The following is a 22,899-nucleotide window of genomic DNA, read 5'->3' as shown; positions in this document are numbered from 1 at the left end:
GGGCATGAGTGAAAAAGCAGTGCTGAGTTGCCGCAACCTGGGCAAGTCCTACGAGGAAGGCCCGGAATCGGTGGTGGTCCTGTCGGGACTGCAACTGGAGCTGCACGCCGGTGAGCGGGTGGCGATCGTCGGTAGCTCGGGTTCGGGCAAAAGTACCTTGCTCAACCTCCTCGGCGGCCTCGATACACCGTCCCAGGGCAGCGTCTGGCTGGCCGGCGAGGAGCTTTCCGCCCTTGGCGAGAAAGCCCGTGGCCTGCTGCGCAACCGCTCGCTGGGCTTCGTCTATCAGTTCCACCACCTGCTGCCCGAGTTCACCGCGCTGGAGAACGTCTGCATGCCGCTGTTGATCGGACGCACCGCGATTCCCGAGGCGCGTCAGCGCGCCACGGCGTTGCTGGGGCGGGTCGGCCTTGGCCACCGCCTGGAGCACAAACCGGCGGAACTGTCCGGTGGCGAACGCCAGCGGGTGGCGATTGCCCGGGCCCTGGTGAACAAGCCGGGACTGGTGATGCTCGACGAACCCACCGGCAACCTCGACCACCACACTGCCCAGGGCATCCAGGACCTGATGCTGGAGCTCAGCACCTCGATGCGCACGGCGTTCCTGGTGGTGACCCATGACATGAGCCTGGCCCGGCAGATGGATCGCGTGTTGCACCTGGAAGACGGGAAACTCGTCGCTATCTGATTCGCCAGGACCTGCACCCGTTGAATTGCGCGGGTGTCGGGTCGATTATTTTTCTACGGTGGCCAGCGAATGTTCAGACCGTTATCGATTTTCATCGGCACGCGCTATACCCGCGCCAAGCGCCGCAACCGTTTTGTCTCTTTTATCTCGATGACCTCGATGATCGGCCTCGCCCTGGGCGTGTTGGCGATGATCGTGGTGTTGTCGGTGATGAACGGTTTCCAGAAGGAAATGAGTTCGCGGATCCTCGGCATGGTGCCCCATGCCACCATCGTCGGCGTCAAGCCTGTCGACGACTGGCAGCCGGTGGCCGCGGCAGCGCTGAAGAATCCTGAAGTGACGGCGGCGGTGCCCTTTACCGAAATGGACGGCATGCTCTCCTACAAGGGTTCGATGCAGCCGATCCAGATCAGTGGCGTCGATCCAGCCCTGGAAGGCCAGGTGTCGATTGTGGCCCAGCATATTGTCCAGGGCCGCCTGGAAGATCTGAGGCCGGGTGAGTTCGGGGTGGTGATCGGTGAAATCACCGCGCGGCGCTTCCGGGTGAATGTTGGCGACAAGCTGACCCTGATCGTTCCGGAACCCAGCACCGAGCCTGGCGGTATTACTCCGCGCCTGCAACGCCTGAATGTGGTCGGGGTGTTCAAGGTCGGTGCCGAGCTGGATGGTTCCATGGCGCTGATTCATATGAGCGATGCGGCGGATATCCAGCATTGGCAGCCGAACCAGGTGCAGAGCGTGCGGCTGGCGATGAAGGACCTGTATGCGGCGCCGCAGGTGTCCGCGGATATCGCCGCGAGCCTGGGCAGCGATTTCAAGGCCGATGACTGGACCCACACCCAGGGCAGTCTGTTCAGTGCCATGAAGATGGAAAAGACCATGATCGGCTTGTTGTTGCTGATGATCGTCGCGGTGGCGGCGTTCAATATCATCGCGACCCTGATCATGGTGGTGAACGACAAGGGCGCGGACATCGCGATTCTGCGCACCATCGGCGCCACGCCACGGCAGATCATGGCGATCTTCATGGTTCAGGGCACGGTGATCGGGATTGTCGGGACCTTGATCGGTGGCGTGCTGGGGGTGATCGCGGCGTTGAATGTCAGCCAGATGGTGGGCTGGATCGAGCGCGTCAGCGGGCAGCATATCTTCAGTTCCGACGTGTATTTCGTCAGTAATCTGCCATCGCAGTTGCAGGCGGGGGATGTGCTCTTGATCTGTTCGGCCGGGTTTATTCTCAGCTTTCTGGCAACGCTGTACCCGGCGTATCGGGCGGCGAAGATCGAGCCGGCGCACGCTCTGCGCTATTCGTAGTCGGGGATGGCCCCTTCGCGGGCAAGCTCCGCTCCCACAGGTCCTGTGCCGTACACAAAATCCAGGCCTGACTCAGAAACAGTGTGGGAGCGGAGCTTGCCCGCGAAGGCCGCGACGTGGTCTTAAGCCTGACGCGGTAACTCGATCACAAACCGTGTCCAGCCCGCCTCTGACTCACAACGAATCTGCCCGCCATGGGCACGAATGATCGACTGGGTAATCGCCAGTCCCAACCCCGCATGTTCACTGCTGCCTTCGCGGCGTGCCGGATCGGCCCGATAAAATCGGTCGAACAGCTGCGGCAACAATTCCTGCGCAATACCTTCCCCGGTATTCTCGACGCTGACCCGCAAGCCCTGCGGCACATTCTCCAGCCTGACCGTGATCTCGCCCTCTTCCGGGGTGAAGCGCAAGGCATTGTCCAGCAGATTGGACAGAGCGCGGCGCAGCATGCCGCGATCTCCCGCCAAGCTCGCCTTGCCATCGCGCTTGAGTCGCACCCGATTCTCTTCCGCCAGCGGCGTAAAGAACTCCAGCAGGGCGTCCACCTCATCGGCCAGTTCTAGCGCTTCGCGGCGCGGCGTCAGCAGGCCGTGATCGGCCTTGGCCAGGTACAACATGTCGTTGACCAATTGCGCCATCCACTGCAGCTCCTCAAGATTGCTGTGCAGGGCTTCGCGATAGTCCTCCAGCGGCCGGGGCCGGGTCAGGGTGACCTGGGTGTGGGTCAACAGGTTCGACAGCGGCGTGCGCAGTTCGTGGGCGATATCGGCGGAGAACGCCGAGAGTCTTTGGAACGAGTCATCCAGGCGCGCGAGCATGGCATTGAACGACTGCGCCAGTTCGGCCAGTTCCGGCGGCATCTGTTCCTCGGGCAGGCGTTGGGTCAGCGAGCTGGCCGAGACCCCGGCGGCGATTTCGCTCATGCGCCGCAACGGCCGCAAGCCGCTGCGCGCGGCCCAGGCGCCGAGCAGGGCGGTGGCCAGGGCCGAGAGGCTGACCGTCAGCCAGATCAGGTGCTGCATGCGTTGCAGGAAGTGCTGGTGGTGGGTGATATCGAGGATCAGGGTCAGTTGCGGCGAGTCGGCCAGGTTCGGCTCCAGCGGGGCATTGAAGACCCGATAGGCAGTGCCCTCGATCCACAGGCTGGTGAGCCCCGTTTGTGTCGGCAAGTCGCCGGGCAGGGCATTCGCTGTATTGAACCAGCGCTGGCCATCGGTGCCGCTGACGCGCAAGGCCAGATCCGGGCTGAGGTTGATTTCGGCAGGCAGCCGTTCGCGGCGCTGCTGGAAGTCGTCGAGGTTCTTGACTCCCGCGAGTGTGCTGCGTAGCGCTAGCAGGCGGGCGTCGAGCAGTTGCTGGTCAAGTTCGATGAAGTGCGACTCGCTGGCGCGGTTGAACAGCACCCCCGCGCTCAACGACACCACGGCGGTGCAGGCGGCGAACAGCAAGGCCAGGCGGCTGCCCAGGGACAGGCGGCGCATCAGGTGTTGCGCTCTTCGAGGACATAACCCATGCCGCGCACGGTATGGATCAGTTTGTGGCTGTGAGCGTCGTCGATCTTCAGGCGCAGGCGGCGGATAGCCACTTCGATGACATTGGTGTCGCTGTCGAAATTCATGTCCCAGACCTGCGACGCGATCAAGGATTTCGGCAGTACCTCGCCCTGGCGGCGCAGGAGCATTTCCAGCAGGGCGAACTCCTTGGCGGTCAGGTCGATGCGTTGTCCGGCCCGCTCGACCCGGCGGCGAATCAGATCCAGGCGCAGGTCGGCCAGTTGCAGCTGGGTTTCCTGGGTGGCGGCGCTGCCTCGGCGCAGCAGGCTGCGGACTCGGGCCAGCAGTTCGGAAAAGGCGAACGGCTTGACCAGGTAGTCGTCGGCCCCCAGTTCCAGGCCATGGACCCGGTCCTCGACGGCGTCGCGGGCGGTCAGGAACAGCACCGGGATGTCCAGGCCGGCGCTGCGCACGGCCTGGAGGATTTGCCAGCCATCGCGACCGGGCAACATGACGTCGAGGATCAGCAGCGCGTAATCGCCGGTCAGGGCCAGGTGTTGGCCGGTGGTGCCGTCGGCCACCAGTTCGGTGTTGAAGCCGGCCTCGCTCAGGCCCTGGCGCAGGTATTGGCCGGTTTTTGGTTGGTCTTCGACGATCAGCAGTTTCATGGATGACTCGTGGTAAATGGAACGGTGCGTTATACCGAGCACGCGGTGGACGAGGGGCAAACTGACAAAGTTGTAATCTGCGGGTCAGCTCAATGCCAGCGACCTGGCCTTACAGTTTCACACAATCTGGAGCCCATCGAAGTTGGAGTGTGACTATGTTTTTGCGTAACAGCTTGCTGCTTGTCGGTTTGCTGGTCCTGAGCTTGCCAGTCTGGGCCTCGCCTGCGGGCAGCTACGACTTCGGCCAGCCGGCACCGGCGAGCAAGGCCACGCGCACTATTGAAGTGACCATGACCGATATTGCCTTCAGTGCCAAGGAGCTGGATGTGAAGGCCGGTGAAACCGTGCGTTTCGTGCTGATCAATAAAGGCCATCTGCTGCATGAATTCAACCTGGGGCATGCGGCGGCCCATGCCGAGCACCAGCAGGAGATGCTCAAGATGCAGCAGGGTGGCCAATTGACGGCCACCGGCATGCAGATGAACGATATGAATATGGCCGGTATGGATCACGCGTCCATGGGGCACGAAATGAAGCATGACGATCCCAATAGTGTGCTGGTGGAACCGGGCAAGACCGCCGAGTTGACCTGGACCTTCAGTCAGGCCGAGAACCTGCAGTTTGCTTGCAATATTCCCGGGCATTACCAGGCGGGGATGGTCGGGACGTTGAAGATCGAACCTTGAAGTGATCTGGCTGGACCGAGGGCTTTCGTGCGAGTGGGTGATTTGCGCTAGACTGGCGGGGTTTATTCAGTCAGGTTTTTGTCATGCATCCCGCCGCCGAACACTCGCCACTGGGCAAGTCCAGTGAGTACATCGCCACCTATACACCCTCCTTGTTGTTCCCGATTCCACGGGCGGCCAAATGGGCCGAGCTGGGCCTGAGCGCCGAGACCTTGCCGTATGTCGGCGTGGACTTCTGGAACTGCTTCGAGTTGTCCTGGTTGCTGCCGTCCGGCAAGCCGGTGGTGGCGATCGGCGAGTTCAGTATCCCGGCGGATTCGCCGAATATCATCGAATCCAAGTCCTTCAAGCTGTACCTCAATTCCCTGAACCAGACGCCGTTCGTCGACACCGCCAGCCTGGAAGCGGTGCTGCGTGCCGATCTATCGGCGGCGGCCGGCAAGCCGGTGGGCGTGCGGGTCCGCCGTTTGAGCGAGGTACAGGCCGAGGGCGTAGTCGCCTTGCCGGGGGTGTGCATCGACGATCTGGAGATCAGCGTCAGCGACTACGCCCATCCGCGTCCGGAACTGCTGCGTTGCGACGCATCGCGGCGGGTCGAGGAGGTGGTGCACAGCCATTTGCTCAAGTCCAATTGCCCGGTGACCAGCCAGCCGGACTGGGGCAGTGTGGTGGTGGAGTATCGCGGTGCGGCGCTGGATCACGCGAGCTTGCTGGCGTACCTGGTGAGCTTCCGCCAGCACTCGGACTTCCACGAGCAATGTGTGGAACGGATCTTCCTCGACCTGCAGCGCTTGCTGAAACCGGAGAAATTGACCGTGTATGCGCGTTATGTGCGGCGGGGCGGGTTGGATATCAATCCGTATCGCAGTACCGAGAAGGCCGAGTTTCAGAACCTGCGGTTGGTTCGGCAGTAAGGTTGAACGCTAACCTTGTGGGAGCTGGCTTGCCGGCGATGGCGATTGAAAGGACGATGCAAAACTCAAGGGCCTCATTGCCGGCAAGCCGGCTCCCACAGGTTTTATAGCGTTTTCAAGGTCCTATTTCCCTGGGTAAAAATCAGGTTTCTGCTGACATAAAAAAGCCCCGACTAATCGGGGCTTTTTCTATTGCGCGTAGAGCTTAGGCTTGAACGACCGGGATCTTGGCGTTCGCCGCGGCTTCACGGAACTCGGCGATCTGGTCGAAGCTGAGGTAGCGGTAAACGTCGGCAGCCATGCTGTCGATCTTACCGGCGTACTCCATGTATTCCTCGACGGTCGGCAGGCGACCCAGGATCGAAGCCACGGACGCCAGCTCGGCCGAAGCCAGGTAGACGTTCGCGCCGTCGCCCAGACGGTTCGGGAAGTTACGGGTCGAAGTCGAAACCACGGTGGCGTTCGGTTCTACCCGTGCCTGGTTACCCATGCACAGCGAGCAGCCCGGCATTTCCATACGGGCGCCAGCTTTGCCGTAGATGCCGTAGTAGCCTTCTTCGGTCAGCTGGTGAGCGTCCATCTTGGTCGGCGGCGACAGCCACAGACGGGTTGGCAACTGGCCTTTGACCTGTTCCAGCAACTTGCCCGCAGCGCGGAAGTGGCCGATGTTGGTCATGCAGGAGCCGATGAACACTTCGTCGATCTTCTCGCCAGCAACGCTGGAGAGCAGGCGCGCATCGTCCGGGTCGTTCGGCGCGCAGAGCACGGGCTCCTTGACGTCGGCCAGGTCGATTTCGATGATTTCCGCGTACTCGGCGTCCTTGTCGGCTTCCAGCAGCTCTGGGTTGGCTACCCAGGCTTCCATCGCCTGAGCACGACGCTCCAGGGTGCGGGCATCGCCGTAGCCTTCGCCGATCATCCAGCGCAGCAGGGTGATGTTCGACTTCAGGTATTCGGCGATCGATTCTTTCGACAGTTTGATGGTGCAACCGGCGGCGGAACGTTCGGCCGAGGCGTCGGACAGTTCGAAAGCCTGTTCGACGGTCAGGGTTTCCAGGCCTTCGATTTCCAGGATGCGGCCAGAGAAGGCGTTCTTCTTGCCTTTCTTCTCAACGGTCAGCAGGCCTTTCTGGATGGCGTAGTAAGGGATGGCATGAACCAGGTCACGCAGGGTGACACCGGGTTGCAGCTTGCCCTTGAAACGCACCAGGATCGATTCCGGCATGTCCAGCGGCATGACGCCAGTGGCGGCGGCGAAAGCCACCAGACCGGAACCGGCCGGGAACGAGATGCCGATCGGGAAACGGGTGTGGGAGTCACCACCGGTACCGACGGTGTCCGGCAGCAGCATGCGGTTCAGCCAGCTGTGGATGATGCCGTCGCCCGGGCGCAGGGAAACACCGCCACGGGTCATGATGAAGTCGGGCAGGGTGTGGTGCGTGGTGACGTCGATCGGCTTCGGGTAGGCCGCGGTGTGGCAGAACGACTGCATGACCAGGTCGGTGGAGAAACCCAGGCAGGCCAGGTCTTTCAGCTCGTCGCGGGTCATCGGGCCAGTGGTGTCCTGGGAACCGACGGTGGTCATCTTCGGCTCGCAGTAGGTGCCAGGACGAACGCCTGTCACGCCGCAGGCCTTGCCGACCATTTTCTGCGCCAGGGTGTAACCCTTGGTGCTTTCAGCCGGGGCTTCCGGCAGCTTGAACAGGGTCGAAGGTGGCAGGCCCAGTTCGGTGCGCGCCTTCTCGGTCAGGCCACGGCCGATGATCAGCGGAATACGACCGCCGGCACGGACTTCGTCGAGCAGGACCGGGGTCTTCATTTCGAAGGTGGTCAGGACTTCATCGCTGTTGTGCTTGGTGACTTTGCCAGCATGTGGGTACAGGTCGATCACGTCGCCCATGTTCATGTTGGTAACGTCGAACTCGATCGGCAGTGCGCCGGCATCTTCCATGGTGTTGTAGAAGATCGGGGCGATCTTGCTGCCGAAGCAGAAGCCGCCTGCGCGCTTGTTCGGCACGTAAGGGACGTCGTCGCCGAAGAACCACAGCACCGAGTTGGTGGCCGATTTACGCGACGAACCGGTACCGACCACGTCACCGACGTAGGCGATCGGGAAGCCGTCGTTGCGCATCTGCTCGATCTGTTTCATCGGGCCGATGGCGCCTTGCTGGTCCGGGACGATACCGTCACGGGCCATTTTCAGCATGGCCAGGGCGTGCAGCGGGATATCCGGACGCGACCAGGCGTCTGGTGCCGGCGACAGGTCGTCGGTGTTGGTTTCGCCGGTGACCTTGAACACGCGCAGGCTGATCTTGTCGGCCAGTACCGGGCGGTTCTTGAACCACTCGCCGTCGGCCCAGGACTGGATCACTTCCTTGGCGTGAGCGTTGCCGTTCTTGGCTTTTTCCGCGACGTCGTGGAAGGCATCGAACATCAGCAGGGTGTGCTTGAGTTGCGCGGCGGCAACGGCGGCCAGCTCAGCGTCGTCCAGCAGCTCGACCAGGGTCACGATGTTGTAGCCGCCCTGCATGGTGCCGAGCAGTTCTACCGCGCGCTTCTTGTCGATCAGGGGGGATTTGACTTCGCCCTTGGCCAGGGCGGAAAGGAAACCGGCCTTGACGTAGGCCGCTTCGTCCACGCCAGGCGGAACGCGGTTGGTGATCAAGTCAACGAGGAAAGCTTCTTCGCCAGCCGGGGGATTCTTCAGCAGCTCGACCAGGCCTGCGGTTTGTTCGGCGTTAAGCGGCTGGGGCACGATACCCAGTGCTGCACGCTCTTCGATATGTTTGCGGTAGGCTTCAAGCACAGTTATTACCCTCATCAGTGGTCCCAAATGGGTGTCCGGGACGCTCATCCAGAAATGCACGGCACTCATGCGCTGCGGGGCTTTTTGAGCCGCTTAGCCAGAGTTTCCAAGCTTTCCAACAGAAGCTGTTTTCAAAGTTTTACGCCTGCGGAACGGGAGCTGATGAGGGTCGGCGCAGGGGTTTCCGGGGGGAATTCCTGCGCCAACGCCGTTCTTTAGGATCGAGGGCGATTTACGCCCGATGGGTGAAGCGTCATCGGACGTAATTTCACCCTACACTGTGCTCGTGACGCTTTGAAAACAGCTTCCAACGGACATTGGCGCCTAAAAAGGCAGGCTGATTCTACGGTATATTCCAAAGAAAGGTAAGTTAAGCCCTACAGGTTCGGGGGTGACCCTTGTTAGACAAAGGGCTAACATGCGGACCTGTTTTGCTTTTTCGCGTGCCCCCTGCCCATGTCCAATCAGACCATCAAGACTCCCTGCGTCGGCCTCTGCTCCACTGTTTACGGCGATCTGGTGTGCCGCGGCTGCAAGCGCTTCCATCATGAAGTCATCCATTGGAACGGCTACAACGAGGAAGAGAAGCGTGCGGTGTGGTTGCGCCTGGAGCAATTGCTGGTCCAGGTCATGGTCGCCAAAATCGAGGTGTTCGATCCGCCCAAGCTGCGCCAGCAATTGGAGGCCCGCAAGATTCGCTTCGTGCCGCATCAATCGGAATATTGCTGGGCGTACCAGTTGATTGCCCGTGGCGCGCGGGTGATCAGCCAGTTGGAGGCCTACGGCATGGTGCTGTTACCGGAGTTTCGCGACTGGGGCCTGCCGGAGCTGCGCGATGCCATCGACCGGGAGTTTTTCCTGCTGTCCGAGGCGCATTACCAGCGCTATATCGCCCCGGGTTTTCTCAAGGATGCGTTCGGCGCCTGAAGCTGTTGCGCCTATTCTGGCCTCTTCGCAGCGGTGCGGCGTCCCGACAAGCTCCGCCCCCACCGTGTTTTTGAGTCAGGTCTGAATTTTGTGTACGGCACGGGACCTGTGGGAGCGGAGCTTGCCCGCGAAGGCGATCAAAAGGTCGCTAGATACCTTCAGGGCCGCGGTGCGGTCTCCACCAGGTGATCGATGATTTCCTGGGGTTTCAGCACCAGCACATCGCTTTCCAGTACATCGAGCACCACTTCCGCAGTATTGCCGATCAGTGCCCCTGAAATCCCGGTGCGTGCCACCGTGCCGATCACCGTCACCGCGGCCCCGAGTGTGCGGGCCATATGGGGAATCAGCACGTCGGCGGGGCCTTCCTTGATGTGCAGGTGCTCGTCATCGATATCGAATTGCGTCTGGAAGTCTCGGCATTGATCGCGATAACGGCCTTCGATGGTTTCCCTGAGCTGATACACCGGATCGGCGGCCGACAACATGGGCGAGGGGTGAGCGCTGATCACGTGCAGATGGCCCTTAGCCAGGCTGGCGATGTCATAGCCGTGATCGATGATGCTGGCGTGCAGATGGCGGTGTTCGTCATCGGTGTTGCCCACGTCCACCGCCGCGAGAATCACCCCGCCTGACCAGGGCGTCTCGGTCTTGACCATCAAGACGGCGGAGGGGCAGTAACGCAGCAGTTTCCAGTCGGAAGGGGTCAGCAGGGCTTTTTTCAGCGGGCTGTCGGGGCGATGCTGCTTGATCACCAGGCCGCAGCCTTCGGCCTGTTGCACACCGATGATGGTGTCGTGCAGGGTCTGGTCCCAGGCCTGCTCGGCCGTGGCGCTGTAGCCGTCGTCATGCAATTGGCTCTTGAGCAGGCTGAGCAGGGCGCTGTGATCGTGCTTGGGGTCGCACATCAACAGGTGCAGGTGCGCATCCGTGACCCCGGCGATCAGCTTGGCGCGGTTGAGGGCCAGGCTGTGGGCGTGGTCGGGGTCGAGTATCACCAGGATGCTGCGGATGGCTTGCATGGTCGGGGTGCTCCAAGGAAGGTTGAAGGCGACTGCTTACAACTATAGTTGCAGTCTGCCGACTGCAACCTTGATGCATATCAAGTGCGGTGGCTGGCGATCTGCCCCGGGCCCCGTATAATCGGCGGCCTTGTCCTGCCTGCCCCCCCCGGTTTTTGTGAGTCCCATGTCGACTATTCCCGTGCTGCACCCCTGCCAAGCCTTTCCTGTGACGGGAGTTTTCCTGTGACTCTGCCGGAAATCCACGAGTTCCTCGGTTGCCCGACCCCGCAAGGCTGGGTGCAGGCGGCGTTGGCGGATCAGGAAACGCTACTGATCGACCACAAGAACTGCGAGTTCAAGGCGGCCAGCACCGCGTTGAGCCTGATCGCCAAGTACCATTCCCATGTCGACCTGATCAACCTGATGTCGCGCCTGGCCCGGGAAGAGCTGGTGCACCATGAACAGGTCATGCGCCTGATGAAGCGACGCAAGATCGAGTTGCAGCAGTTGTCCGCCGGTCGTTATGCCTCGGGGCTGCGCAAGGCGGTCCGTAGCCACGAACCGGTCAAGCTGGTGGACACCCTGGTGGTCGGTGCCTTTATCGAGGCGCGCAGCTGCGAGCGCTTCGAAGCCCTGGTGCCGCACCTGGACGAAGAATTGGGCAAATTCTATTTCGGCCTGCTCAAGAGCGAGGCCCGGCATTTCCAGGGCTACCTGAAACTGGCCTACCAGTACGGCGACGCCGAGGATATTGGCCGGGTCATCGAGCGGGTGCGGGCGGTCGAGCAGGAACTGATCGAGTCGCCCGACGACGAATTCCGCTTCCACAGCGGTGTCCCGGCCCTTGCCGGTGCTTAAGTGCGGACCAGCTTTTCCAGCGCCGCGTCCGCGAGGAACGATGAACGGCTCTTGATCCGGTGGTCGCGCACGTAACGGTCGATGCGCTGGATCACAAAGCCGGGAAGCGTCACGTTGACCTTCTCGGTCTTGCCCAGATAGGGCGAGATATCGATTTCCAGCATGCCCCAGCCCATATCCGCGAACTCGGGATTTTTCCGATGGGTGAAGGAGGGCGATGGCGTCGGCACGGGCTGGCCGTTCGAAACGATCTCCTCGAGCATGATATGGGCGATTTCCAGGGCGGCGTTATACGCCTCCTCGAACGTATCGCCGGCGGTCACGGCACCCGGAATATCCGGAATCTGGATGCCGATGGCGGTGTGTTCATCACCCCATTCGATGGCGATGGGATATTGCATGATGGTCTCCTGACTGAACGGGTTCATAACAAGCCCGCCCGTTTTCTGATGCTTCTGATGGTCCCGAGCGGCAGATCCTTCTTCGGATGTGGCACGGGGATCGAGTGGGGGCTGCTGGGGTGGACGAAAACATGATGACTGCCCCTGATTCGTTGCAGCATCCAGCCAGCGGCCTCCAGTTCGGCGATCAAATCCCTGCTTTTCACCTGTGACTCCTTGTCAGGTATGTCAGGGAATCCTAGCCGTCCTGCTATCAAACATCGAATTCAAAGGTGTGTCTAGAGTTATCTATTCGCGACCTGGCCTTCTATCGGGTAAATAAAAAGCCTGCTAACTAATGCTTTGACATTAGCTGCCTAAGCAGTAATATTTGAGCAACTCTCTGCCTAAGCAGCTTTTGGTGGCCTTATGAAGCATTTCACCCCGGACGACTTTCACAACTGCCATCTCGGCTTGCTCCTGGGCCGTGCCGCGTTGCTCAAGGACCGGATCATCGACACCCACATGGTGCCGTACGGCATCACGGCCGCGCAGTTCAAGGTGTTGATCATCATGGCCCAGTTCGGGGTCGATACCCCGGCCGAACTGTGCCGCCATCTGTCCCTGGACAGCGGTTCCATGACTCGCATGCTCGATCGCCTGGAGCAGAAGGATCTGCTCGCCCGTCGGCGTTCGGAGGGTGATCGGCGTCAGGTCCAACTGGTGCTCACGGCACAGGGGCAGGTTCTCGCCGACCGTCTGCCGGAAATCGGTGCCGATGCGATGAACGAACTGGCGGGGGCTGTCACCGAGCAAGAGTTGCGGACTCTGGAAGACATCCTGAAAAAAATTTTGCTGGCGGCCGGGGACTCGATCACCCTGCTGCGGGTGGGTGAAAAAAATGAGCAGTAAAACCCTGCGTAGCGGTTTCAGCCTGGTGTTCCTGTCGATGCTCCTGGCCGGTTGCGCCAGCTATAGCGGCCTGCACACCGAAGGCGTCAGCCTCGAGGCGAAAAACCTCAAGGCCGCACAATCCCTCAAGGGCGTGACCCTGTCACCCGCGGCCTGGCCGAAAAACGACTGGTGGAAAAGCCTCGGCGACCCGCAACTCGATGGTCTGATCCGCGAAGCCTTGCATGACAGCCCTGACATGCAGGTCGCCAGTGCGCGGGCGCACCAGGCCAGCGCGGCGGCCTCTGCCGCCGATGCGGCGCGGATGCCGACCCTGGATGCCAGCGGCAGTGTCAGCCGTTCGCGCTTGGCGCGAGACCAGGACCCCAGCGGTCGCGGCGGGGTCTATGACACCGTGCGCAAGCTGGGCGTCAGCTTCAACTACAGCTTCGATCTCTGGGGTGGTCAGCGGGATGCCTGGGAAGCCGCGTTGGGTCAGGCGCGTGCCGCCGAAGTCGATCGTCAGGCCGCGCAATTGACCCTTGCCGCCGACGTGGCGCGGGCCTACAGCAACCTGGGGCAGGCGCATATCGTCTATGACCTGGCCAACGATGATCTGCAGCGCACTCACAAGCTGCTGGACCTGGGCAAGCGCCGCCTGAGCTCCGGCATCGACAGCCACTACCAGTACCAACAGACCGAAAGCCTCGCCGCCAGCGCCGAAGAGCAAGTGATCGACGCCGGGAAAAAGCTGCAAAGTGCCAAGGTCGCCCTGGCCGTCCTGCTGGGCAAGGGGCCGGATCGTGGTAATGAGATCGCCCGGCCGAAGATTCTCCAGCCGAGTGCCGTGGCTCTGCCGTCGGTGCTCCCGGCGGAACTGCTGGGACGGCGCCCGGACCTGGTGGCCGCACGCTGGCGCGTCGAGGCCGCGAGCAAGGACATTGCCGCTGGCAAGACCCGCTTCTACCCCAACCTCAACCTGAGTGCCACCGCCGGTGGTGAATCGCTGCTGGGCGACGCCCTGTTCGGTTCCGCCAGTCGCTTCTTCAGCATTGCCCCGACTGTCTCGCTGCCGATTTTCGACGGTGGTCGCCTGCGCGCCGGCCTCGATGCCAAGGACGCCGACTACGATCTGGCGGTGGCGCAGTACAACAAGAGCCTGGTCCAGGCGCTGGGCGATGTCAGCGACACCCTCCAGCAGTTGCGCGCCCTCGGCCAGCAGATCGTGGCCCAGCAACATGCGGCGGATATCGCCCAGGACTCCTATAACACCGTGTTGCAGCGCTATGGCGCCGGCATCGGCAACTACCTGGACGTGCTCACCATCGAGCAGACCCTGTTGCAGGCCCAGCGTCAACTGGCGGACCTGAATGCCCAGCAGATCGATTTTTCCATCCAGCTGATGCAGGCCTTGGGCGGTGGTTTTCAGGCCGACAACATCGCCGCAAACGCCACCCGCCCCTCGGCTCAGACTTATTAATTCAAGGTACCTGCCATGGCCACTGCAACCAACACTACTGAAACAACCCAGGACGCTGGCAATTCACGCAAGCGCAAAGTCATGCTGACCGGTCTCACCCTGCTGGTGATCCTCGGCGGCCTCGGCGTCTGGGGCTGGCATGAAGTCTACGGGCGCTGGAGCGAAAGCACCGACGACGCCTACGTCAATGGCAACGTGGTGGAAATCACGCCGCTGGTGACCGGCACCGTGGTCAGCATCGGCGCCGACGACGGCGACCTGGTGCACGAAGGCCAGGTGCTGCTGAACTTCGACCCGAGCGATGCCGAGGTCGGCCTGCAAAGCGCCGAGGCCAACCTGGCCAAGACCGTGCGTCAGGTGCGCGGCCTCTACAGCAATGTCGACGGTATGAAGGCCCAGGTCGCGGAGCAGAAGACCGCGGTACAGAAAGCCCAGGATAACTTCACTCGCCGCAAGAACCTGGCGGCCGGTGGTGCGATTTCCCAGGAGGAACTGTCCCACGCCCGTGACGACCTGACCTCCGCCCAGAGCGCCCTGAACAACGCCCAGCATCAACTCAACACCAGCAGCGCCCTGGTGGACGACACCGTGGTTTCCAATCACCCGGATGTCAAAGCCGCGGCCGCGCAACTGCGCCAGGCTTATCTGGCCAACGCCCGGACCACCCTGATTGCGCCGGTCACCGGTTATGTCGCCAAACGCACCGTGCAACTGGGTCAGCGGGTTCAGCCGGGTACCGCGCTGATGGCGGTGATTCCCCTGGACCAGCTGTGGGTCGATGCCAACTTCAAGGAAACCCAACTGCGTGACATGCGTATCGGCCAGCCGGTGGACATCGAGGCTGACCTGTATGGCAGTTCGGTGAAATACAGCGGCACCATCGACAGTCTCGGTGCTGGCACCGGCAGCGCCTTTGCCTTGCTGCCGGCGCAGAACGCCACCGGCAACTGGATCAAGATCGTCCAGCGGGTCCCCGTGCGTATTCATATCAACGCCGAAGAGCTGGCCAAACACCCGCTGCGGGTCGGCCTGTCGACCCAGGTCGACGTCAATCTGCATGACCAGAGCGGTCCGGTGCTGGCCCAGCAGCCGCCACAAAAAGCTTCGTTCAGCACCAACGTGTACACCCAGCAACTGGCCGATGCCGATGCGGTGATTACCCGTCTGATCCATGAAAACAGCGCCACCGCGGCGAAAACCGCGCAACGCTGAGTCGCCAATCCTGCCGCGACCCGAACGTCGCGGCAGCTGCCTCGTTTCCAAGGATTCGCGATGAGCTCGAACGCATCTTTCACTCCGCCCAGCCTGTTGCTCAGTACCATCGGCCTGTCGCTGGCGACTTTCATGCAGGTGCTCGACACCACCATCGCCAACGTGGCCTTGCCGACCATTTCCGGCAACCTGGGCGTGAGTTCGGAGCAGGGCACCTGGGTCATCACCTCTTTTGCCGTGAGCAACGCCATCGCCTTGCCGCTGACCGGTTGGCTGAGCCGGCGGTTTGGCGAGGTGAAGCTGTTTATCTGGGCGACGATCCTGTTTGTAATGGCTTCGTTTCTCTGTGGTATTTCCACCTCGATGCCCGAGCTGGTGGGCTTTCGCGTGCTGCAAGGGCTGGTGGCCGGGCCGCTGTACCCGATGACCCAGACGCTGTTGATCGCGGTCTATCCGCCGGCCAAGCGCGGCATGGCCCTGGCGCTGCTGGCGATGGTCACGGTGGTCGCGCCGATTGCCGGACCGATTCTCGGTGGCTGGATTACCGACAGCTACAGCTGGCCGTGGATCTTCTTTATCAACGTACCCATCGGCGTATTCGCCGCCATGGTGGTGCGCCAGCAACTCAAGAGCCGACCGGTGGAGATCAGTCGCCAGCCAATGGACTATGTCGGCTTGTTGACCTTGATCATCGGTGTGGGGGCCTTGCAGGTGATTCTCGACAAAGGCAATGATCTGGACTGGTTCGAGTCGAACTTCATCGTGATCGGTGCAGTTATCTCGGCGATTGCCCTGTCAGTGTTCGTGATCTGGGAGATGACCGACCAACATCCGGTGGTCAATCTGCGCCTGTTCGCCCATCGCAACTTCCGGATCGGGACCATTGTGCTGGTCCTTGGCTACGCCGGATTCTTCGGCATCAACCTGATCCTGCCGCAGTGGCTGCAGACCCAGATGGGTTACACCGCCACCTGGGCGGGGTTGGCGGTGGCGCCGATCGGAATCCTGCCGGTGCTGATGTCGCCTTTCGTCGGTAAATATGCCAACAAGGTCGACCTGCGCTTGCTCGCCGGCCTGGCGTTCCTGGCGATCGGCCTGAGCTGCTTCATGCGCGCCGGGTTCACCAACGAGGTGGACTTCCAGCATGTCGCCATGGTGCAGCTGTTCATGGGGATCGGCGTGGCGCTGTTCTTCATGCCGACCTTGAGCATCCTGATGTCGGACCTGCCACCGAGCCAGATCGCCGATGGTGCCGGTCTGGCCACCTTCCTGCGTACGCTGGGGGGGAGCTTCGCGGCCTCGCTGACGACCTGGATCTGGATTCGCCGGGCCGACCAGCACCATGCTTACCTGAGTGAAAGCATCACCCCCTTCGACCCGGCGACCCGTGATGTCCTGGGCAATCTCGGCGGGGCGGGCAGCCCGGCTTATGCTCAGTTGGAACAGGTGCTCACCAGCCAGGCCTACATGCTCTCGACCGTGGATTACTTCACGCTGCTGGGCTGGGGCTTCATGGCCTTGATGCTGTTGGTATGGCTGGCCAAGCCACCGTTCGCGGCGAAGGCCGGGCCGGCGGCGGCCGGACACTGACGGCGAGGTGCTGATGTGGAGGGGGCAAGCCCCCTCGCCACAAGGGATTCTGTGTTCAGGCTGGCGGCGTGAAATCAAACGCCGCCAGCTGGAAACCCTGCTCATCCACCTGCAAGGCCCAGCCCTGGCGATCCCAATCGCCCAGCACAATCCGTTTCGCCGCTTGCGCGCCGAGTTGCAACTTGTGAATGGCTGGTCGATGGGTATGGCCATGGATCAGGGTCTGCACGCCATGCTGCTGCATGACCCGCACGACCTCCGGCGGCGTCACATCAACAATGTCATTGGCTTTCATCCGTGTCTGCGTGCGACTTTCGCTGCGCAGTTTGCGCGCTAGCTTGTGGCGGCTGCGCAGTGGCAGGTGCCGGAGGATGAACAGGGTGATGGGGTTGCGTAGATAACGACGCAGGCGCATATAAGCCTCGTCCCGCGTGCACAGGCTGTCGCCGTGCATCAGCAGCACGGGCTCGTCATTCATCCGCACCACGCTCGGGTCCTTGAGCAGGGTGGCGCCGGCCGCTTTGCAGAAGGCCTTGCCGAGCAGGAAGTCGCGATTGCCGTGCATCAGGAAAACCTGCGTGCCACTGTCGCTCAACGTGCGCAAGGCGGCGCAGATCGAGCTTTGAAAGGGGGTCATGGCATCGTCGCCGATCCAGACTTCGAAAAAATCGCCCAGGATATACAGCGCTTGTGCCGAACGGGCGCGTCCGGCGAGGAAATCCAGAAACGCCCGGGTGATGTCCGGGCGCTCCTCTTCCAGATGCAAATCTGAAATCAGCAGTATCACTCAACGATCTCGGCTTTCTCGATGATCACGTCTTCTGCGGGTACGTCCTGGTGGCCGGCCTTCATGGTGGTGGCCACGCCCTTGATCTTGTCGACCACGTCAGTGCCGGCAACCACTTTGGCGAATACCGCGTAGCCCCAGCCCTGGACGGTCTTGGCGCTGTGGTTGAGGAAGCTGTTGTCGGTGACGTTGATAAAGAACTGCGCGGAGGCCGAATGCGGCTCCATGGTACGGGCCATGGCGACGCTGTACTTCTCGTTCGGCAGGCCGTTGTCGGCTTCGTTCTGGATGCTCGGGCGCTTGTCTTTCTTTTCTTTCATGCCCGGCTCGAAACCGCCGCCCTGGATCATGAAGTTGCCGATCACACGGTGGAACACCGTGTTTTCGTAGTGGCCGGCGTTGACGTACTCAATGAAGTTGGCCACGGTGATCGGGGCTTTCTCGGCATTCAGTTCCAGGACGATTTCGCCGTGGTTGGTGGTTAGTTTGACTTGGGTCATCTTGGCTACTCTTTGAAGGAATTCGTGGGTTTCGGAGTGCGGGTAGCGCCCGCGGGTCCGAACCGATCTGGCATCAATCCACCAGGTTGCGCAGTTTAGCGTGCGGCGCGGGAATTTCGAGGCGGTTTTTTCATCCAGTCGCTATTAATAGGCCCCGTTTTCGGCGCGCCACTGTCAGGGGCTTGATCGCATCGGCTATGATATCCGTTTTGATTGATCAGGCCGACCCGGCCGCGCACCCGCAAGCCCAAGGATCCTATGAGCAAGCCCACTGTCGACCCTACCTCGAACGCCAAGACCGGACCGGCTGTCCCGGTCAACTTCCTGCGCCCGATCATTCAGGCCGACCTGGACTCGGGCAAGCACACTCAGATCGTGACGCGCTTCCCGCCCGAGCCTAACGGCTACCTGCACATTGGCCACGCCAAGTCGATCTGCGTGAACTTCGGCCTGGCCCAGGAGTTCGGTGGCGTCACGCACCTGCGTTTCGACGACACCAACCCGGCCAAGGAAGACCAGGAATACATCGATGCCATCGAAAGCGACGTCAAGTGGCTGGGTTTCGAGTGGTCCGGTGAAGTGCGCTACGCCTCGCAGTATTTCGACCAGTTGCACGACTGGGCGGTGGAACTGATCAAGGCCGGCAAGGCCTATGTCGACGACCTGACCCCGGAGCAGGCCAAGGAATACCGTGGCAGCCTGACCGAACCGGGCAAGAACAGCCCGTTCCGCGAGCGTTCGGTGGAAGAGAACCTCGACTGGTTTGCGCGCATGCGCGCTGGTGAGTTTCCGGACGGTGCACGCGTGCTGCGGGCCAAGATCGACATGGCTTCGCCGAACATGAACCTGCGCGACCCGATCATGTATCGCATCCGCCATGCACATCACCACCAGACCGGCGACAAGTGGTGCATCTACCCGAACTACGACTTCACCCATGGTCAATCGGATGCTATCGAAGGCATTACCCACTCGATCTGCACCCTGGAGTTCGAAAGCCACCGTCCGCTGTATGAGTGGTTCCTGGACAGCCTGCCAGTGCCGGCGCACCCGCGCCAGTACGAGTTCAGCCGTTTGAACCTGAATTACACCATCACCAGCAAGCGCAAGCTCAAGCAGCTTGTCGACGAGGGATACGTCAACGGTTGGGACGACCCGCGCATGTCGACGCTGTCGGGCTTCCGTCGTCGTGGCTATACGCCGAAATCGATCCGCAATTTCTGCGAAATGATCGGTACCAACCGTTCCGATGGCGTGGTGGATTTCGGCATGCTGGAATTCAGTATCCGTGACGACCTCGACCACAGTGCCCCGCGCGCCATGTGCGTGCTGCGCCCGCTGAAAGTCGTGATCACCAACTACCCGGAAGGCCAGGTCGAGAACCTCGAACTGCCGCGCCACCCGAAAGAAGACATGGGCGTGCGCGCATTGCCATTCGCCCGTGAGATCTACATTGATCGCGAAGACTTCATGGAAGAGCCGCCCAAGGGCTACAAGCGCCTGGAACCGAGCGGTGAAGTGCGCCTGCGCGGCAGCTATGTGATCCGTGCCGATGAGGCGATCAAGGATGCCGACGGCAATATCGTCGAGCTGCGCTGTTCCTATGACCCGCAGACCCTGGGCAAGAACCCCGAGGGCCGCAAGGTCAAGGGCGTGATCCACTGGGTGCCGGCGGCGGCCAGCGTCGAGTGCGAAGTGCGCCTGTACGATCGTCTGTTCCGTTCGGCCAACCCCGAGAAGGCCGAAGACAGCGCCAGTTTCCTGGACAACATCAACCCTGACTCCCTGCAAGTGCTCACTGGTTGTCGTGCTGAACCCTCGCTGGGCAATGCACAGCCGGAAGACCGTTTCCAGTTCGAGCGCGAAGGTTACTTCTGCGCGGATATCAAGGACTCGAAACCCGGTGCTCCGGTCTTCAACCGTACCGTGACCTTGCGTGATTCGTGGGGCCAGTGATTCTTTAAGGAAAGCGTTGTGCTAACGATCTACAACACGCTCACCAAGAGCAAAGAAGTCTTCAAGCCGCTGGATGGCAACAAGGTGCGCATGTATGTCTGCGGGATGACCGTGTATGACTACTGCCACCTGGGCCATGGTCGCAGCATGGTTGCTTTCGACCTGGTGACCCGCTGGTTGCGTTTCAGCGGGTACGACCTGACGTATGTGCGCAATATCACTGACATCGACGACAAGATCATCAATCGGGCCAACGAGAACGGCGAATCGTTCGGGGCGCTGACCGAGCGCATGATCACCGCGATGCACGAGGACGAGGCGCGCCTGAACATCCGCAAGCCGGACATGGAGCCGCGCGCCACGGATCATATCCCGGGCATGCTGAGCATGATCCAGACCTTGATCGACAAGGGTTACGCCTACGCTCCGGGCAATGGCGACGTGTACTATCGCGTCGCCAAGTTCATGGGCTACGGCAAGCTGTCGCGCAAGAAAATCGAAGACCTGCGCATCGGTGCGCGGATCGAAGTCGACGAAGCCAAGCAGGACCCGCTGGACTTCGTCCTGTGGAAAGGCGCCAAGCCCGGCGAGCCGAGCTGGGAATCGCCATGGGGTGCCGGGCGTCCGGGCTGGCATATCGAGTGCTCGGTGATGTCCACCTGCTGTCTGGGTGAGACCTTCGATATTCATGGCGGCGGCAGCGACCTCGAGTTTCCGCACCATGAAAACGAAATCGCCCAGAGCGAGGCGGCCACCGGCAAGACCTACGCCAATGCCTGGATGCACTGCGGCATGATTCGCATCAATGGCGAGAAGATGTCCAAGTCCTTGAACAACTTCTTCACCATTCGCGACGTGCTGGACAAGTATCACCCGGAAGTCGTGCGTTACCTGCTGGTATCGAGCCACTACCGCAGCGCCATCAACTATTCGGAAGACAACCTCAAAGACGCCAAGGGTGCCCTGGAGCGTTTTTACCATGCGTTGAAAGGCCTGCCGAAGGTGCCGGCAGCCGGTGGCGAGGCTTTTGTCGAGCGTTTCACCCAGGTGATGAACGACGACTTCGGCACGCCGGAAGCTTGTGCGGTGTTGTTCGAAATGGTGCGCGAGATCAACCGTCTGCGCGAGAGCGATCCGGCGGCTGCGGCCGGTCTGGCCGCGCGTCTGAAAGAACTGGCCAGCGTGCTCGGTGTCTTGCAGCTGGAAGCCGATGATTTCCTGCGGGCGGGCGCCGAAGGGCGGGTCGACGCGGCTGAAGTCGAAGCGTTGATCCAGGCGCGCCTGACGGCGCGGGCCAACAAGGACTGGGCGGAATCCGACCGGATCCGCGACCAGATCACCGCGATGGGCGTGGTGCTGGAAGACGGCAAGGGCGGCACCACCTGGCGTCTGGCTGACTGAGTCGGACCTGGGTAAAAACAAAAAACCGCCATTCGGCGGTTTTTTGTTGGCTGAAGGTCTCTCAGCGGCGTGGCACCGCGGGAGGCCTCCTGGCTTCAGGCATGCAGCGTTTCAGCGGCATACAAGGTGTTTTCCAGCAGGCAGGCGCGGGTCATCGGGCCTACGCCGCCCGGGACCGGAGTGATCCAGCCGGCGCGGGGCAGGGCGGTTTCGTAGATCACGTCGCCCACCAGCTTGCCGTCTGCCTGGCGGTTGATGCCGACGTCGATGACGATGGCGCCTTCCTTGATCCACTCACCCTTGACCAGGCCCGGCTTGCCAGCGGCCACCACGACCAGGTCGGCGCGGCCGACATGGCCGGCCAGATCACGGGTAAAGCGGTGGGTGACGGTCACGGTGCAGCCGGCCAGTAGCAGCTCCATGGCCATCGGGCGACCGACGATATTGGAGGCGCCGACAATCACCGCATCCATCCCGTAAAGATCGACCCCGGTGCTTTCCAGCAGGGCCATGATGCCTTTCGGAGTGCACGGACGCAGCAGTGGGATGCGCTGGGCCAGGCGGCCGACGTTATAAGGATGGAAGCCGTCGACGTCCTTGTCCGGGCGAATGCGCTCCAGCAGTTTGGAGGCGTCCAGATGTTCCGGCAGCGGCAATTGCAGCAGCACGCCGTCGATCTGCGGATCGTCATTGAGGCGATCGATCAGCTCGGTGAGCGCCTGTTGCGTAGTGTCGCTGGGCAAGTCATAGGCTTGTGAAATGAAGCCGACCTCTTCGCAGTCTTTACGCTTGTGCGAAACATAAACCTGAGAGGCAGGATCGCTGCCGACCAGAATCACCGCGAGGCCTGGCGTGCGCAGGCCCTGCTGGCGACGCTCGGCGACACGTTGGGCGATCTGCTTGCGCAGATGGGCGGCGATCGCTTTGCCGTCGATTAGTTGTGCAGTCATGACGCGTGATTAACCATCGAGAGGGGTTGAAAAAGAGTGCGCATTCTCGCATGTCGTGGCGCGAGGGCAAAGGCGCTTGGTCCGGATATTCCCCTAAGCCCTTTATATTTCTGAGTTTTTTTCAAAAAGGAGTTGACGACCTTTCGACTCGTCTATAACATCTGTCGCGCTTGTCGGGCATAGCCTAGCACTGGTTGAGAAGGTCGAGCAGAGTTGATGTCTGGCTCAGCAAGATTGAAGCACTTGGTTTGTAGTCGTCAGCGAATACAGATTAATAAGGCGCCCGTAGCTCAGCTGGATAGAGCATCCGCCTTCTAAGCGGATGGTCGCAGGTTCGAGTCCTGCCGGGTGCGCCATTAGGCAGCTTTGGCACAAGTAACGCAATATGGTG

Annotated in this window: 21 protein-coding genes and 1 tRNA gene; 13 read left to right on the top strand and 9 right to left on the bottom strand. The window is 61.4% G+C overall.

What is annotated here, in order from left to right; translation table 11 throughout:
* The first annotated feature begins 4 nt into the window (after positions 1–4).
* Both lolD and AC07T0_RS19255 read left to right on the top strand, forming a co-directional pair.
* Positions 5–688, top strand: a complete 684-nt coding sequence (gene lolD, locus AC07T0_RS19260) for a lipoprotein-releasing ABC transporter ATP-binding protein LolD (RefSeq protein WP_495002715.1) — start codon at positions 5–7, stop codon at positions 686–688.
* Between the two features lie 69 nt (positions 689–757).
* Positions 758–2,002 (top strand): lipoprotein-releasing ABC transporter permease subunit, encoded by a 1,245-nt coding sequence (locus tag AC07T0_RS19255; protein ID WP_495002714.1) that lies wholly within the window; start codon positions 758–760, stop codon positions 2,000–2,002.
* 122 nt (positions 2,003–2,124) lie between these two features.
* Here AC07T0_RS19255 and AC07T0_RS19250 read toward each other — a convergent pair whose 3' ends face one another.
* Complete coding sequence (locus tag AC07T0_RS19250) at positions 2,125–3,486, bottom strand: heavy metal sensor histidine kinase (RefSeq protein WP_495002713.1); 1,362 nt, start codon at positions 3,484–3,486, stop codon at positions 2,125–2,127.
* Positions 3,486–4,166: a heavy metal response regulator transcription factor gene (locus tag AC07T0_RS19245; protein WP_495002712.1), complete on the bottom strand. Its 681-nt coding sequence runs from the start codon at positions 4,164–4,166 to the stop codon at positions 3,486–3,488. Before AC07T0_RS19245 ends, AC07T0_RS19250 begins: the two co-directional genes overlap by 1 nt.
* 155 nt (positions 4,167–4,321) lie before the next feature.
* On the opposite strand from AC07T0_RS19245, the gene copI reads away from it, so the two are divergent.
* Both copI and queF read left to right on the top strand, forming a co-directional pair.
* Complete coding sequence (copI, locus tag AC07T0_RS19240) at positions 4,322–4,852, top strand: copper-resistant cuproprotein CopI (protein ID WP_495002711.1); 531 nt, start codon at positions 4,322–4,324, stop codon at positions 4,850–4,852.
* Positions 4,853–4,935: 83 nt separating this feature from the next.
* Positions 4,936–5,766, top strand: a complete 831-nt coding sequence (gene queF / locus AC07T0_RS19235) for an NADPH-dependent 7-cyano-7-deazaguanine reductase QueF (protein WP_495002710.1) — start codon at positions 4,936–4,938, stop codon at positions 5,764–5,766.
* A gap of 205 nt (positions 5,767–5,971) precedes the next feature.
* Here the strand turns inward: queF and acnB are convergent, their stop codons facing one another.
* A complete protein-coding gene (acnB, locus tag AC07T0_RS19230) occupies positions 5,972–8,572 on the bottom strand; it encodes a bifunctional aconitate hydratase 2/2-methylisocitrate dehydratase (protein WP_495002735.1) in 2,601 nt (866 codons plus the stop codon).
* A gap of 456 nt (positions 8,573–9,028) precedes the next feature.
* Between acnB and AC07T0_RS19225 the strand changes: the two genes are divergently transcribed.
* Positions 9,029–9,499 (top strand): DUF1289 domain-containing protein, encoded by a 471-nt coding sequence (locus AC07T0_RS19225; protein WP_495002709.1) that lies wholly within the window; start codon positions 9,029–9,031, stop codon positions 9,497–9,499.
* A 158-nt stretch (positions 9,500–9,657) separates the two neighbouring features.
* Here AC07T0_RS19225 and AC07T0_RS19220 read toward each other — a convergent pair whose 3' ends face one another.
* Complete coding sequence (locus AC07T0_RS19220) at positions 9,658–10,521, bottom strand: universal stress protein (RefSeq protein WP_495002708.1); 864 nt, start codon at positions 10,519–10,521, stop codon at positions 9,658–9,660.
* A gap of 225 nt (positions 10,522–10,746) precedes the next feature.
* Here AC07T0_RS19220 and AC07T0_RS19215 point away from each other — a divergent pair, with 225 nt between their 5' ends.
* Positions 10,747–11,361, top strand: a complete 615-nt coding sequence (locus AC07T0_RS19215; RefSeq protein ID WP_495002707.1) for a MiaE family protein — start codon at positions 10,747–10,749, stop codon at positions 11,359–11,361.
* Here AC07T0_RS19215 and AC07T0_RS19210 read toward each other — a convergent pair.
* Positions 11,358–11,762, bottom strand: a complete 405-nt coding sequence (locus AC07T0_RS19210) for a type II toxin-antitoxin system HicB family antitoxin (protein WP_103499481.1) — start codon at positions 11,760–11,762, stop codon at positions 11,358–11,360. The two genes, AC07T0_RS19215 and AC07T0_RS19210, sit on opposite strands and share 4 nt — an antisense overlap.
* 23 nt (positions 11,763–11,785) lie before the next feature.
* Positions 11,786–11,968, bottom strand: coding sequence for a type II toxin-antitoxin system HicA family toxin (locus AC07T0_RS19205; protein ID WP_100942776.1), 183 nt, complete (start codon positions 11,966–11,968; stop codon positions 11,786–11,788).
* A 202-nt stretch (positions 11,969–12,170) separates the two neighbouring features.
* Here AC07T0_RS19205 and AC07T0_RS19200 point away from each other — a divergent pair, with 202 nt between their 5' ends.
* Genes AC07T0_RS19200 through AC07T0_RS19185 form a run of 4 tightly spaced genes read left to right on the top strand, consistent with a single transcriptional unit; the run spans position 12,171 to position 16,914 of the window.
* Positions 12,171–12,653 carry a MarR family winged helix-turn-helix transcriptional regulator gene (locus AC07T0_RS19200; protein ID WP_495002706.1) on the top strand — a complete coding sequence of 161 codons (483 nt, stop codon included), beginning with the start codon at positions 12,171–12,173 and terminating at the stop codon, positions 12,651–12,653.
* Positions 12,643–14,112 (top strand): efflux transporter outer membrane subunit, encoded by a 1,470-nt coding sequence (locus tag AC07T0_RS19195; protein WP_495002705.1) that lies wholly within the window; start codon positions 12,643–12,645, stop codon positions 14,110–14,112. Before AC07T0_RS19200 ends, AC07T0_RS19195 begins: the two co-directional genes overlap by 11 nt.
* A gap of 15 nt (positions 14,113–14,127) precedes the next feature.
* Positions 14,128–15,324 (top strand): HlyD family secretion protein, encoded by a 1,197-nt coding sequence (locus tag AC07T0_RS19190; RefSeq protein ID WP_495002704.1) that lies wholly within the window; start codon positions 14,128–14,130, stop codon positions 15,322–15,324.
* A 60-nt stretch (positions 15,325–15,384) separates the two neighbouring features.
* On the top strand, positions 15,385–16,914 hold the full coding sequence (locus tag AC07T0_RS19185; protein ID WP_495002703.1) for a DHA2 family efflux MFS transporter permease subunit: 1,530 nt from the start codon (positions 15,385–15,387) through the stop codon (positions 16,912–16,914).
* Between the two features lie 55 nt (positions 16,915–16,969).
* Here AC07T0_RS19185 and AC07T0_RS19180 read toward each other — a convergent pair whose 3' ends face one another.
* Both AC07T0_RS19180 and AC07T0_RS19175 read right to left on the bottom strand, forming a co-directional pair.
* On the bottom strand, positions 16,970–17,701 hold the full coding sequence (locus AC07T0_RS19180; RefSeq protein ID WP_495002702.1) for a UDP-2,3-diacylglucosamine diphosphatase: 732 nt from the start codon (positions 17,699–17,701) through the stop codon (positions 16,970–16,972).
* Positions 17,698–18,201: a peptidylprolyl isomerase gene (locus AC07T0_RS19175; protein ID WP_495002701.1), complete on the bottom strand. Its 504-nt coding sequence runs from the start codon at positions 18,199–18,201 to the stop codon at positions 17,698–17,700. Before AC07T0_RS19175 ends, AC07T0_RS19180 begins: the two co-directional genes overlap by 4 nt.
* Positions 18,202–18,459: 258 nt before the next feature.
* Between AC07T0_RS19175 and AC07T0_RS19170 the strand changes: the two genes are divergently transcribed.
* Together AC07T0_RS19170 and cysS are read left to right on the top strand one after the other, a co-directional pair.
* Positions 18,460–20,157, top strand: a complete 1,698-nt coding sequence (locus AC07T0_RS19170) for a glutamine--tRNA ligase/YqeY domain fusion protein (RefSeq protein WP_495002700.1) — start codon at positions 18,460–18,462, stop codon at positions 20,155–20,157.
* A gap of 18 nt (positions 20,158–20,175) precedes the next feature.
* Positions 20,176–21,558, top strand: coding sequence for a cysteine--tRNA ligase (gene cysS / locus AC07T0_RS19165; RefSeq protein ID WP_495002699.1), 1,383 nt, complete (start codon positions 20,176–20,178; stop codon positions 21,556–21,558).
* Between the two features lie 95 nt (positions 21,559–21,653).
* On the opposite strand, the gene folD is transcribed toward cysS, so the two are convergent.
* Positions 21,654–22,508, bottom strand: coding sequence for a bifunctional methylenetetrahydrofolate dehydrogenase/methenyltetrahydrofolate cyclohydrolase FolD (folD, locus tag AC07T0_RS19160; RefSeq protein ID WP_495002698.1), 855 nt, complete (start codon positions 22,506–22,508; stop codon positions 21,654–21,656).
* A 279-nt stretch (positions 22,509–22,787) separates the two neighbouring features.
* Here folD and AC07T0_RS19155 point away from each other — a divergent pair.
* A tRNA-Arg gene (locus AC07T0_RS19155) sits at positions 22,788–22,864 on the top strand.
* Positions 22,865–22,899 lie beyond the last annotated feature (35 nt).

The sequence above is a fragment of the Pseudomonas sp. GW821-FHT04D07 genome (assembly GCF_059420225.1).
Note: the sequence above shows the minus strand (reverse complement) of the source record. Positions and strands in the feature narration are given on the sequence as shown.

Coding starts and splice junctions, on each gene's coding strand:
- lolD (WP_495002715.1), top strand. CDS start 5: ATGAGTGAAAAAGCAGTGCTGAGTTGCCGCAACCTGGGCAAGTCCTAC.
- AC07T0_RS19255 (WP_495002714.1), top strand. CDS start 758: ATGTTCAGACCGTTATCGATTTTCATCGGCACGCGCTATACCCGCGCC.
- AC07T0_RS19250 (WP_495002713.1), bottom strand. CDS start 3,486: ATGCGCCGCCTGTCCCTGGGCAGCCGCCTGGCCTTGCTGTTCGCCGCC.
- AC07T0_RS19245 (WP_495002712.1), bottom strand. CDS start 4,166: ATGAAACTGCTGATCGTCGAAGACCAACCAAAAACCGGCCAATACCTG.
- copI (WP_495002711.1), top strand. CDS start 4,322: ATGTTTTTGCGTAACAGCTTGCTGCTTGTCGGTTTGCTGGTCCTGAGC.
- queF (WP_495002710.1), top strand. CDS start 4,936: ATGCATCCCGCCGCCGAACACTCGCCACTGGGCAAGTCCAGTGAGTAC.
- AC07T0_RS19225 (WP_495002709.1), top strand. CDS start 9,029: ATGTCCAATCAGACCATCAAGACTCCCTGCGTCGGCCTCTGCTCCACT.
- AC07T0_RS19220 (WP_495002708.1), bottom strand. CDS start 10,521: ATGCAAGCCATCCGCAGCATCCTGGTGATACTCGACCCCGACCACGCC.
- AC07T0_RS19210 (WP_103499481.1), bottom strand. CDS start 11,762: ATGCAATATCCCATCGCCATCGAATGGGGTGATGAACACACCGCCATC.
- AC07T0_RS19200 (WP_495002706.1), top strand. CDS start 12,171: ATGAAGCATTTCACCCCGGACGACTTTCACAACTGCCATCTCGGCTTG.
- AC07T0_RS19195 (WP_495002705.1), top strand. CDS start 12,643: ATGAGCAGTAAAACCCTGCGTAGCGGTTTCAGCCTGGTGTTCCTGTCG.
- AC07T0_RS19190 (WP_495002704.1), top strand. CDS start 14,128: ATGGCCACTGCAACCAACACTACTGAAACAACCCAGGACGCTGGCAAT.
- AC07T0_RS19185 (WP_495002703.1), top strand. CDS start 15,385: ATGAGCTCGAACGCATCTTTCACTCCGCCCAGCCTGTTGCTCAGTACC.
- AC07T0_RS19175 (WP_495002701.1), bottom strand. CDS start 18,201: ATGACCCAAGTCAAACTAACCACCAACCACGGCGAAATCGTCCTGGAA.
- AC07T0_RS19170 (WP_495002700.1), top strand. CDS start 18,460: ATGAGCAAGCCCACTGTCGACCCTACCTCGAACGCCAAGACCGGACCG.
- folD (WP_495002698.1), bottom strand. CDS start 22,508: ATGACTGCACAACTAATCGACGGCAAAGCGATCGCCGCCCATCTGCGC.